We start from the raw sequence: 12115 nt of genomic DNA, 5'->3' as shown, positions 1-12115 counted from the left end.
CTACACCTCCACATGTTTCAAGTTTTTACCAAACGTTTCTATTTCAGAATTCGCTAGGATCTCTGTTTCAGAAATTTGCCATGTGTGCTTATCATTCCCACGGACGCAAACATAATTGAAACTGTCCGCTGAGTATACTCGTCGGCCCTTTCTTTCGAGCCTTAGCAAGAAATCGCTATCTTCGCCCTTTGTGCGATTTGCAAATGGCGTTTCGACGAACACACTCCGCCATCCCACCAAAGTTGCTCCAGCTACGAAATTTCGCCAAATATGCTCTTGATGTTTCCAACGACGAGCTATGACGTCACTGCCCTGTAGATAGAAGTAAATTGATCCTTTACCAACTAGATCTGCGTTCATATTTATCAGCGTATTTACTTGGTCGCGGAGGTAGTTTGGAAGATAAAAGTCGTCATCGTCAAACTTCGCAATTATCTCGCCCGAACTAGCTTGTACAAGAGCATTTAAGCATTCCCCCAAACTAGTCGATGCGTCGCGGTGTAGAACTGTAAGCCTCTCTATTCCTAGTGCGCTAGCTTGCTTACCGAGGTTAGGGTTGAGGTGGACCCCGTGTCCCACTACGACTAATTCAATGTTGCTGTACGTTTGCCTAGCAACCTGCGTGAGGAGATGCTTTAATTCTATGTCACGATTAGTTGAGCATACGATGCTCACGAGCGGTGGCGATGATTTTTCGTCCCTAAACCCAAGGGCTTGGAGTAGTGAGTTCGCTCGATGGCGATAGGTATGCTCTTCCCAAACTCGCCGTAAAGCGAGGTGGGATGTGCGTCGTCGAAGCAGGTCTGACTCCAACAACGCACGCAAAACTAACTCAGCATCCTGAGCGCGGACTGAGGGTACTTCATTTACTTTGAAAAAGTTTCGTAAAGCCATCGATTCGGTGCTTACAACCGGTGTGCCTGAACCCGCGATTTCGAATACCCGACGCGCGCACATACTGGGGCTTTCGGTCACGGAATTCACATTGAGAAACACATTGAAAGATCGGTAAGCTGCGAGGACTTCTGCATATGGGAGTGAGCCAACTACATGTTGGCGCCATTTGAGTGGAAACTGGTACTTGGAGTCCCCTCCCGCATGGCGAGAAAAAATAGTGAAAGTCGCGTCAGATTGTTGACTGACACGGTGCGCCGCGGATAGTATTACGTCCATTTGCTCTCGTCGGTTTGAAAATTTATGGCGGAAATAAGTACCGGCAAAAGCTATGTCGCCAGCGGTTTCCATAATTCCGTTGCGCGCTGGATTTTGTAGCGCTGGCTGGGCGGCAAATGGAAGGACAAATGCCGTCGCAGATGGAAAAAGACTCTCGTATTCAGCCACCTTGTTCGAGTCCGTCGTTGCGATAAAGTCAAACAATTCCGCTGTGGACTGAAAGTCCTCAAAGTGTGACGGGTCTTCCTTATTCCAAAAAACTGTGGGGATATTACGGGATCGGCACTGTTCGATTATCTCGCGGAGAGCAGGCGAGGGCGCATTCTTTCCTACGAGCTGAAACTGCCACTTTCCCCCATCGCCTGCCCAAGCGGATTCCACGAGGACAAAATCTACCGGCGGCACATGTGTACCTGGTTCTAGTGGTACAAGTGCAAACTCTGGACTCCAAGCAGCGTACGAGAACTCATCGAGAATACACCCAACTGTGAAGGGAAAATGTGGTTTGCCAAGCGGCGTGGATAGCTCGCTGCCCGGGGTGACGGAAGGGAAACCACCAGCAGATGCGTGTTTGAGCTTTGCTGTCCTGAGGAGTTTCTGGGTGCGGCGTAGTTGGTGGATGACTGGTTTTGGTGCTTTTTGTAGGATTAGGCGTTTGACGAGTGTTGCTGTTGAACGCGCTGTTCGTATGTACATTTTAGTGTGTTTGGGCATTTCGGGTCGCTCCTTAGCCTTCAGTAGTATTTGGATTATAGATTGAGAGGAGTCCGGGAATGGGTCGAAGTCACTCGGAATCGGGTGCCGCTGGTGTTGGTGGTTCGTCAGAGGGTGTCGCTGCTGAGACATTGGTGGTCAATATGCGGCGGATGCGCAAGCTGAATGTTCGTCCTGCGCTGCCGCTTTATATGGCTCAGCTTTGGGAGCGGCGGTATTTTATTGTTACAGACGCGCGGTATCGTGCTTTCCGTACGGCAAAGAGCTACAACTTGTGGAGGTTTTGGCTGATCGCTCAGCCGATGTTGGATGCTGCGATGTACGGTTTGATTTTCGGTTTCCTGCTGAAAACATCGCGGGGTGTTGATAATTTTGTCGGGTTTTTGATTCTTGGTGTCACGTTTTTTGGGTTTATGACGTCTCTTGTCAATGGTGGGCAGTCTCTGATTCAAACTTCTAGGAATCTCATTCAGGCGTTCTCTTTTCCTAAAGCGACACTGGTTTTCTCCCAGTCGTTGCGATATCTTATCGATAATCTGCCGACACTGCTCGTGGCTGTTTTTGTGGGGTTGGTTACGCAGTGGAATAAGCCATTGTCCTGGACGATTATTTTTGTCGTACCTTTGACTCTGTTGATGTGGGCGTTCGGGACTGGCCTGATGTTTATCGTGGCGCGTATTACCTCGTTTCTTCCGGATTTTAAGGTCATTATTAATGTTGGTCTCCGGGGCTGGTTCTTTAGTTCTGGAATTTTTTTCCCGCTTGAGCGCTTCGCTCATTCGCCGACACTTTACGCTCTGTTTTCGTATAACCCGGGTTATGTTTTTCTCGACACGGGAAGGGATAGTGTTTTGTATTCTGTTGTCCCGTCTTTATCTACGTGTTTGACGCTTACCGGTTGGGGTGTGGGTCTTCTGGTCGTGGGATTGGTCTTTTTTTGGGGTGCTGAAGAGAGGTATATAAATGTCCGACAGTGACTGGCAAGGTAGTTTGCGTGGAGGCCTGCAGGAGACGGTTGTGGATGAGCCTGCTGTTGTGGCTCAGGGTTTAGGCAAGGAATATGTGCTCACTGGAGCTGCTGCTAGCGGTGGTCGGAATTTTGGGAAACACAAGCGCTCGCGAACAGTTGACGCGTTGCGGGGCGTTAGTTTTGTGGCAAGAAAAGGTGAGTCCATCGGTATTATTGGGCGTAACGGCTCGGGTAAATCGACTCTGCTCCGGATAATTTCCGGAAGTGAGGCGCCAACTACCGGAGTCATTCATGTTTCAAGCCAGCCGACGCTTCTTGGTGTGGCACCAGCACTCCAAAGTTGGTTGACGGGTGAGCAGAATGCTTACTTAGGTCTTCTCGCGTTGGGGATGCGAGCACAGGAGGCGCGGGACACGGTTCCTGAAATTATTGAATGGGCTGAGTTAGGCGAGGCTGCAACACGCCCCATGGGTACTTATTCCTCAGGTATGGGGTCAAAGCTTAGTTTCGCGATTTCTACTGCAGTGCGACCGGAAATTCTGCTCGTCGACGAGGCGCTTTCAACTGGGGACTCCGCATTTGGCTCTAAAGCGCAGGAGCGTATGGATTCGCTTTTGGAGGATGCTGGGAATATTTTCCTAGTGTCGCATACGCTTGCCGCGGTAAAACGTGCATGTGATAGGTGTATCTGGATTCATCGGGGAGATGTGATCGCGGATGGGCCGACGGATGAGATTACGTCTCAATACTCTGAGTTTTCCGGGCTTTTGAGGGAAGGGAAGAAGGTGAAATCTTCTGAGTTTCTTCAGGAAGTCCAGCGTAATTTATCGGTCGTGAGTATTAAGACTGTCAAAGAGCTATAGTTGTGGTTTCCATGTTACGTATGCGGGTAGAGTATTTGCCATGCAGTTTCCTCAGTTCTTTCGGATTAATCTTGGGCTTACTGCCCTCGGGTTCGTGACAATGGTGGCTTCTCGAATTGGGGCTTCTAGGCGTGGGCTCAGGTTCCAATCTGTGATAGATGGGGTCGGGATTGCGCTAATTGGGGCAGGCGAAGTCACAAAGCTGGTAAGGCTTGAGCGTGAATCTCAGAGGGCAGCTGAACGAGCAGGGGTTACTCAGAGGGCTTTGGGCCGGCTTGGGGCGAGAATAGGAACCGGCCCTCGAATCACACGGCCACACCAAAAGAAACTAACAAATAGCTTGAAGCTGAAGGATATTCGCGTCGCTGCAGTTTTGGACGAATTTTCGTACCAGAGTTTCGCTCCTGAATGCAATCTAGTGTCAGTAACTCCGAATAATTGGAGACAACAATTCGATCAGTTATCGCCTCAGCTGTTTCTATGTGAATCTGCGTGGTCTGGCCATGATTCAGAAAGGCGACCCTGGCAGGGAAAAGTCTATGCCTCGGAAAACTTTCCGCACGAGAATCGAACTGTCCTATTTGAAATGCTTGATTATTGTAAGAAGCAGGGCATCCCGACAGTCTTCTGGAACAAAGAGGACCCATCACATTTCGACGATCGGGTTCATAATTTTGTCGATACAGCTCTCAAGTTTGATCATATTTTTACCACAGACGTTGACTGTGTACGTCGCTATAGAGATGAGCACGGGCACCCTAGCGTGCATGTTCTGCAATTCGCGGCGCAACCTAAGCTGTTTAACCCGGTAGAGGTAGCTGAGCGAACTGATGATGCTGTTTTCGCTGGTGGTTGGTATCAGAACCATAGCCAACGATGCGAAGACATGGAGCACATTTTTGACACGGTCATTGACTCTAATCGCCAGCTTAAAATCTATGACAGGTTTTTCTACTTTAGAGACGACAACACACACAAGTACCCACTCCGTTACACGCCATATGTTTTTCCCCCGCTATCCGGGGAAAACGTGGCTAAGGCGTATAAAGAATCCGTTTTTGGTATTACTATCAATACTGAAACGGAGTCGGACACGATGTTCGCTCGTCGGATTTTCGAGCTAATGGCTTGCAATACTTTTGTTCTATCTAACTACTCAAGGGGCATCGACGAAATGTTCGGGGATACGGTGCTCTTCCTTGATCGCGATCCGGGCGCTCTGGATTCATTGAGTAGAGGAGATATAGACGAGTGGCGGAGAAGGAATCTTCGTACTGTCCTGCGCGACCACACCTATGCTAAACGATTCGAGGAGATAGTTCGGGTCTCAGGCATTTCCTTCGAATCAACTTCGCCGCATGTTGCAGCTGTCGCGGTACTTGCTGATGTACACGACATTGATCGGGTCTTTGATACGTTGTGTAATCTAAACGATCAAACGATTAAAGATCGGGTGATTATCGTTGGCCCAGCTATTAAGCCTTTCGACTATGGCCTTTTACTAAGGGACTACAACCGTAACGGTGTTCAAGTGATTCGTTTGGCAGAAGATGCTCCTCACGGGGGAGAGGTTCTTCGGGCAATAGATGCAGAACAATTTCTTATATTATGTTCGAATGAAATACCGGGCTTTATGGACTTAGACACTATAACTCGGGAACTACTGCTTCACTCCCAGTATTCATCGTATCCTGTTGCATTCGCGGGAGATCAACAACAGGCATACAATGTGGTGCAGCGTGGCCTTATGGGGCCGACCCTGGTGTCTGAAGGGGCAGTCCACGAAGTTTTGGGAGCCATTTTGAAAGGTTCCTCTTTCGGACAACTTCTAGTAGACGAGGGCTAAAAGTGAAGCAAGACATGAGCGTAATTGTTCCAATCTACAATCCCGGTCCGAAATTGGAACGATGTTTAACGTCTATTGACGCTCTACGTGACTTGATGGATATTCAGGTTGTGTTCGTCGATGACTGCTCATCCGACGGATCATACGGCAAAATTCTCGATTTCTATAGCCAAAGAGATTGGGCCACGACCAAGCGTCTCTCACATAATTCTGGATCGCCCTCTGAGCCAAGGAATATCGGTTTGACCCTCGCAACTGGTGACTATGTGATTTACCTGGATGCGGACGACGAGCTTCTTCCGGAAGGTGTTGTTGCTGCGCTCGACAGAGCACGACTAACAGGTGCTGACTTTGTCCGGGCTCCTTTGATACGTCGGGATGACAGCGGGGATCGGGTAATGAATGTAATTGAGAGTTGGAAAAAGGCGCGGACCCGCAGTGCACGGGCAGAGGCTATCGTCCGTTTTCATAGTACCACTCCGACCGCCGTATACTCTCGCGAGTTTCTAACGGCGAACTCCTTGACGTGGTGCACGGATCTACATATGGCGGAAGATGCCGTATTCCTCTATGAAGCTCTTGCTGTAGGCGATGTTGAATACTCTAATGAGCCACTGTACATCTATGACGCTTCGACCGTACGGGGACAAATTTCGGCGACTCAGCGGTACGGAGATGCTGAAATGCTAAACCATGTCGAAGCGTGGTCAAGGTCCCAACAGATTCTGATGGAGCTGGGCATTGACTACTTTGCTGTACGGGGGCAGGTCGCTCTGCAATCGGCAATCCAAAGCATGGTTGAAATAAACCGCAGCGGATTTAGTAGAAGTGCTTTTCGTCTCCTCGGGAACCTTCTGCGGAGCTACCCTGTAGTCGCTGAATATACATATCGTGATCGGTACAGTGAGATCCGGGACTTCATACTTGCGGATAGGTACGAAGAGTTTCTGCAGTCGATAAAACCAAGAATGGTGATTGCCGGGCATGACATGAAATTTATCCGTCCGGCGACGCCACTTCTTGAGCGACAATACAATATTAGATTCGATGATTGGGCGGATCATGACGAGCACGACGAAAGTCGTAGCATTGAGCTTTTGACCTGGGCGGATGTAATCTTCTGTGAATGGATGCTCGGTAACGCGGTTTGGTATTCAGAGCACAAGCTTCCTCATCAGCGCTTGTCTATTCGTGTCCATAGGTTTGAGCTGAATAGGAATTACGGCCTGCATGTAGTGGTAGAAAACGTTGATCAATTTGTAGTGATTGCACCTGCCTTGATGGATGAGCTACAACTGTCTTTCGGCATACCGCGAACGAAGATCGAATACCATCCGAACTACCTAGCTATTAATGAGTATGTTCAAGGTGATGATGGTGACCGCGTCTACAGGCTAGCGATGGTGGGAGTTGTGCCAAAGCTGAAAGGCCTTCATAGGGCACTAAGACTATTGGCCGACTTGCGAAAAAAAGACCCTAAATACACCCTGACTTTGCTCGGAAAACACCCATCTGATCTACCGTGGGTCGCGAACGATTCCGATGAGATGGCTTATTATCGAGAGTGCCAACGGTATATCGAAGACCATGATCTCGGAGAAGCCGTTGATTTTGCAGGTTGGGTAAATCCAAAGCGAGAACTGGCAAACTTTGGCATTGTACTATCATTGAGTGACATCGAAGGCTCACATGTGTCTGCCACAGAAATATTCTTTGCCGGCGGCATCGGAGTACTTAGGCCGTGGCCGGGAGCGTCCTTTGTTTACCCGGCGGAATTCATCCTTCCCGATCATGAATCAATGGTTGAATTTGTTCTTTCGTGCAGAAACTTACGAAAGTTTGAGTCGATTCAAGCTGGAGGCAAAGCCGCGTTGCTGCAACTGTACGGTCACGCTTCTGGAGAAAGTCGATAGCCAGCTTTTATAAGTTTAGGGTAAGATTTGGTCAGAGACGGTGGGGCAGTCAGGAATTTAGCCACCGACGGCCAGTTTTTACGGGGCTGATTCTGTCTGCAGTGTCTTTAAACATTTAAACGAGATATGGTTAATATAACCTTTAGCTGCAAGCAGTTCCGGGACGCACGCAGTCCAATCAAGCGGAAATCAACTACTGATGAGAGTGGCCTTGTTCGCATTTGAAAAGTGAGGCCGAAGATGAATCATTTTCGGCCCCCAAGTATGTCCCGTTTAGTCACGGATAATGAACCACGCGGTACTGGATAACAACTAACCGATCACCAACCGCATGTCAATTGAGCGCAAGACGTCTCGAAGTGCCCGTTCACCTTGCCCCCTAAATACGGGTAGACGGACAGTGCCAATCTCGAATGCCTCTGCAAATAGTACAGTCACCGCGATAAATGGTGACCACCATTCGCGCGTAAAGGGGGCGTAGGGGGCAGCGAATGCTCCTGCGTTAGAAGGAATGTCAATGTTGGGCAGGTCCATGCTCCAACCAACGCGCTTGCTCGAATCGTGGAAAGTAAGTTGAAACTCGCGATCCTGATCGAAGCTGTTGTCGATCGGCGGCAATGTGAGGCCACTCGATGATGTGTTCAGGAGGGCTGAGTTAGGTCGCCTGTTCGGATCTTTCGGCCTAAAAGTTACAGCGGAAAAGTGAACGAATGATTGCTCCAGGTAGCTTTGGAGGCTTTCTGCAACGGGCCGGTCGATTTCACCATCTACGCTGACCTTGCCTTCAATGAAAGGTCGAAAGGCAAGAACTCCCGCAGTGGCTAGGACGTTAGGCGGGATCGGACGGGGAGAAATGAATTCGCTCTGGAGCTTTCTCGGTGTTGGGCTCCCGTCGTAGTCTTCGGGGACTCCAACGATATCGCTGAAGCCAACTATATCGTCAAACGAATAACTAAACTTCATTACTTTTCACCTTCAATCGTCAAAAGGAAGTCTTGATCTCCTACCAAGTCATACACCATGGGGCCAAATTCTGGTTCTACGTTGTAGATATTTATCCACGACCGCTCTCCCCTAGGAGTGACTAACTCCAGGGCTGGCGAATCAGCTGCATCGTCGACGGTATTTTGGACCTTGACGAGATACATCCCGGGTTTACCGACCGCCGTCTCAACGGCACGGTAGAGTCCCTTTCGAACCATCCAATCTGTGTTTGCGGATGCGTTGTCGAAGAGTTCGATATCGTATCCGGCTTCTGATAGATCAAAAATGCTGGACCAACTGGAATCCTCCAACACTCCCCAGGAGTGGTGGGCTCTTCCGTCTTGCGACAGGACGGCATATTCACCCGAAAGCTGATGCTCATGTGGCATAGCGTTGGTCGTGTGCGTTCGATAGGCGAACACCTTGCGACTTGAGCGAGTTGAAGGCCCGTAAAGGGAAAGCAGGGTCTTCGGGGTGTTATTGCTTACGGCTACCCGAGGCGATTTTGAATCAGCGCCCTTTCGCTTGAATTTGCTTTGCGGAAGGGAAACGCTGGGGTGGCCAAATTGCTTAGAGGTTGCCCAAGATGCTCTTTGATAACCGCTGTCAGCATGAGTTACCTGTTTTTCATGAAGGCGCCGTAAGATCGCGAGCTTGCCGGTATGTTTGAGTTTCATGCCGTTGCGAAGCATTCGAAGCGCCATGTTCAGATCGGAACCTGATCGGAAAGTTTCATCGTAAGGCGTTGACTGCATTAGTGCACGACGCAGCATCAACGTCGGATGAAGGTATACTTGTCCGCCGAATCGGATCGCATCCTCCGAAAACTCACGGCCCGGAAACACTTCAAATCCTCCACCGGGTTTATCTTCGAAATCGACCCATCCCCCGTAAGTGCCGTCAACGTCCTCAGACAAGGCTGTGAAGTGGTCTTCGACTCGTGTAGGAAGCATTATGTCGTCATCATCGTGAATGATGATCCAGTCTGCAGTAGCTAGACTCGTTCCAATATTCCTAGCAGCTGCTAAACCGATACCGTCGGTTCGATGGATGGTGATCCGTGGGTCTCGGATTGAGCTTAGGAACTCCCAGGTTCCGTCGCTTGATCCATCGTCAATCACGACTAGCTGAAAATCTTGAACGGTTTGGATGAGTACAGACGCAAGTGCCTCCTTCAGGTAGTGAACTCTATCTTTAGTCGAAATCACCACACTAACCAGAGGTCTGGCATCTGATGGCTTATGCGTCCATCGGGTTAGGTTTCTTATTGGGCTATGATCGCTGACGAGGATCTCTGAGTTTCTGCGAACAGCATTGGATCCTTCCAAATAGCTTTCGCTGGCCGCTCTCGATGATGGGTGCCAGATATGATAGATAGCAATTTCAGGATCACTAATCCAGTCAAATCGGTACCCTAGTTTCCGCAACCGCTGTGCGAAATCAATATCTTCGCCACCGTACGTATGCATCCGTTCATCGAAGCCCCTAGCGCGGAGGTAAGCCTCGCGAGTGCAAGCGATCATTCCGCCCATGCCGTATCTGGGCCGGAAAAGCGATTCAGCTTCGCACTGATCGAAATCAATGGAGTCCAACCCGGCAAAATACTCTGCATCCATATACTCCGGTAGGTCCTTGCATTGGAGGATGCTCACCCGGGAGGTAGTGGCATTAAATCGATTCAATATGCCACTAATGGCATTCGGGGTGAAAATCATATCCGCATCTGTGCTGATGAGTATTCGTCCAGTTGATGCGGCAAATCCTGCATTGAGGGCACGGGAACGCGACCAGGGGTTGCCATTTTCTACGCGAACTGTTCTCGCGCCGACCGACCGAACGACCGTCTCAACGGCTTCCGGTTCGTCAGAGCCATAATCAACTACGATCACCTCACCTTCGGCCTTTTCCACCTGGGGTACAAGTGACGCCAGTGAAATGCTTAGACGCTCGAGCCCCCAATTTTTGAACCCAATGACGACAGATACTGTATTCACTCGTTTTACTCGCTTTCCGGTAGCTTAAAGGAGACAGTGCCCGAGGTGGTTTTCTGCTTAAGGAACACGGTCACTGCTTTTCGCGGGTCGCTTTGCTTACCCCACTGGTGTAGCTGCACTTCCATTCTAGCCGCCCCTGGTGGTACTTCCAGGGGCAGTAGCATCGGATTGTCTGGCCCGTATACGTCTGAGTCGGGGACGTACGCGAAAGGAGCTTGCAAAAAATCGGAATAGTTCAAGGCGTCAACTTTATCGCGAAGGGGTTCGCCCCTCTCATCCCAATAGCGGAATGCAGCGACGTAGTCTTTGAGGTTTACCCTCGTTGAGAAGCTAAAGATTAATGAGCTTGACGAAAAATCCACAGCTGTGGGGATGACGTATTTCGCAATATGGTTGGGGTGTGTGTTCGGTTCTGACATTTCGTCCTCTGTAGGTTCTTCCTGTGAAGGTGGGGTGCTTACGCGGGGAGTGGGCACAATATCATAGGCACCAGAAAGCACCGCGATCAATTGTTCCCATTGGGTGTATATCTTATCTGGGGAGTAGTCGGACGCTGCATTAAGGGCTGCTTTCGATCGATCTTTCCAGAGCTCATCGTCCTTGGAAAGGTCAGCCACAGCTTCCATGAACCGGGTCCGGTCACCTTTTGGAATGACGAAACCTGCCCCCCTGGAACTTGCAAACTCGCGTGTCCCCGGTCCTGCATCGTAGACCACACAGGGGGTTCCAACAGAACCTGCTTCCAGCAGCATCATTGGAAAACCTTCTCGTGGTGAACAGGAGACTACCATGCGGTGCTGGCTAAGGATATCCTGCGGGCGGGAAGTGAAACCGCAGAGTTCGACCCACTCCGAGAGGCCCTTTGTTGATACTAATTGCTTGAGGCGCCCTTCCAGTGGGCCAGTGCCGTAAATCTTCAGAGCCGGATACCCCTGGTTGCTGGCGATCGCATCCGCCCACACGTTCACTAATTCTTCTACGCCTTTTTCTGCATGCAAACGACCGACATATACACAGGCTGCATCACGATTCGCCGACGGGGGGCCAAGGTGATTTTCAATCGCATTCGGAATTGACATTCCATTGGTGATGCCGTCAGCTTCAAATTTTGAAAGATCCTCCGACGTCAAAAAGACCGCGCGATCACACGCCTGAAGAAGTCGTTCTAATAGGCGAAGGTAGCCAGCTTCTTTAGCATAATTCCATGAACTATGGTATGCGCCGATCAAATGAAATTGGCGATCAGCTTTTCGTAGAAAATTGGCATGCTCGAGATCGACCAAGCATCCATACTGGACAGCGATCACCACAGTACTGCTAGTGAGTCCGCCAAAAAATTGATTAATTTTGGTGTTGGCTCGAATCCGTGCCGAAAAAATAGCCTCATCAGATCCGGTGTTTTTCGGAGACCTGACGAGCTCTTGATATCCGGGCTCGTATATAAATTCTGTCGGGGCACCTTCCAAAAGGATGTCTGCAGAGTAATAGCGGGAAACGATGGATACCTTGAATCCCCTTCGAGTTATTTCCCTGGCAGAGTCAATAACGTGTTTTCGCACACCCCCTAACGCCGACGCGTCTTCCAAAAAATAGACGATGGAATCGATTGCCTTGCTGCTTGACCGTGCCAAAACTGGGGTCCTTTCTTCCGGTACAGT

8 protein-coding genes are annotated in these 12115 nt (G+C 49.8%); 4 read left to right on the top strand and 4 right to left on the bottom strand.

All coding sequences use genetic code 11. The annotated features are described in order from the left end of the window. Complete coding sequence (locus CKJ85_RS11825) at positions 1-1887, bottom strand: glycosyltransferase (RefSeq protein ID WP_158221616.1); 1887 nt, start codon at positions 1885-1887, stop codon at positions 1-3. Between the two features lie 59 nt (positions 1888-1946). Between CKJ85_RS11825 and CKJ85_RS04355 the strand changes: the two genes are divergently transcribed. The 4 genes from CKJ85_RS04355 (at position 1947) to CKJ85_RS04340 (ending at position 7479) form a co-directional block, all read left to right on the top strand. Continuing rightward, complete coding sequence (locus CKJ85_RS04355; RefSeq protein WP_095553544.1) at positions 1947-2864, top strand: ABC transporter permease; 918 nt, start codon at positions 1947-1949, stop codon at positions 2862-2864. After that, on the top strand, positions 2851-3720 hold the full coding sequence (locus tag CKJ85_RS04350; protein ID WP_095553543.1) for an ABC transporter ATP-binding protein: 870 nt from the start codon (positions 2851-2853) through the stop codon (positions 3718-3720). The genes CKJ85_RS04355 and CKJ85_RS04350 overlap by 14 nt, the downstream gene beginning before the upstream one ends. 340 nt (positions 3721-4060) lie before the next feature. Beyond that, positions 4061-5566 (top strand): glycosyltransferase, encoded by a 1506-nt coding sequence (locus CKJ85_RS04345; RefSeq protein WP_158221615.1) that lies wholly within the window; start codon positions 4061-4063, stop codon positions 5564-5566. Positions 5567-5568: 2 nt separating this feature from the next. Further along, complete coding sequence (locus CKJ85_RS04340; protein ID WP_095553541.1) at positions 5569-7479, top strand: glycosyltransferase; 1911 nt, start codon at positions 5569-5571, stop codon at positions 7477-7479. Positions 7480-7791: 312 nt separating this feature from the next. Here CKJ85_RS04340 and CKJ85_RS11820 read toward each other — a convergent pair whose 3' ends face one another. Genes CKJ85_RS11820 through CKJ85_RS04330 form a run of 3 tightly spaced genes read right to left on the bottom strand, consistent with a single transcriptional unit; the run spans position 7792 to position 12088 of the window. Further along, on the bottom strand, positions 7792-8442 hold the full coding sequence (locus CKJ85_RS11820) for a hypothetical protein (RefSeq protein ID WP_143340152.1): 651 nt from the start codon (positions 8440-8442) through the stop codon (positions 7792-7794). Further along, positions 8442-10457, bottom strand: a complete 2016-nt coding sequence (locus CKJ85_RS04335) for a glycosyltransferase (RefSeq protein ID WP_095553540.1) — start codon at positions 10455-10457, stop codon at positions 8442-8444. The genes CKJ85_RS11820 and CKJ85_RS04335 overlap by 1 nt, the downstream gene beginning before the upstream one ends. Before the next feature lie 5 nt (positions 10458-10462). Continuing rightward, the gene (locus CKJ85_RS04330) at positions 10463-12088 is read right to left on the bottom strand and encodes a glycosyltransferase (protein ID WP_143340151.1); all 1626 of its coding nucleotides are present in this window, start codon (positions 12086-12088) and stop codon (positions 10463-10465) included. Positions 12089-12115 lie beyond the last annotated feature (27 nt).

Source organism: Corynebacterium sp. NML 150383, from assembly GCF_002285085.1.
Taxonomy (GTDB): Bacteria; Actinomycetota; Actinomycetes; order Mycobacteriales; family Mycobacteriaceae; genus Corynebacterium; species Corynebacterium gottingense.
This window is presented reverse-complemented; position numbering and strand designations above follow the sequence as displayed.

Bases quoted from the DNA above. Each gene is read 5' to 3' on its own strand.
- CKJ85_RS11825 (WP_158221616.1), bottom strand. From the start codon at position 1,887: ATGCCCAAACACACTAAAATGTACATACGAACAGCGCGTTCAACAGCA.
- CKJ85_RS04355 (WP_095553544.1), top strand. From the start codon at position 1,947: ATGGGTCGAAGTCACTCGGAATCGGGTGCCGCTGGTGTTGGTGGTTCG.
- CKJ85_RS04350 (WP_095553543.1), top strand. From the start codon at position 2,851: ATGTCCGACAGTGACTGGCAAGGTAGTTTGCGTGGAGGCCTGCAGGAG.
- CKJ85_RS11820 (WP_143340152.1), bottom strand. From the start codon at position 8,442: ATGAAGTTTAGTTATTCGTTTGACGATATAGTTGGCTTCAGCGATATC.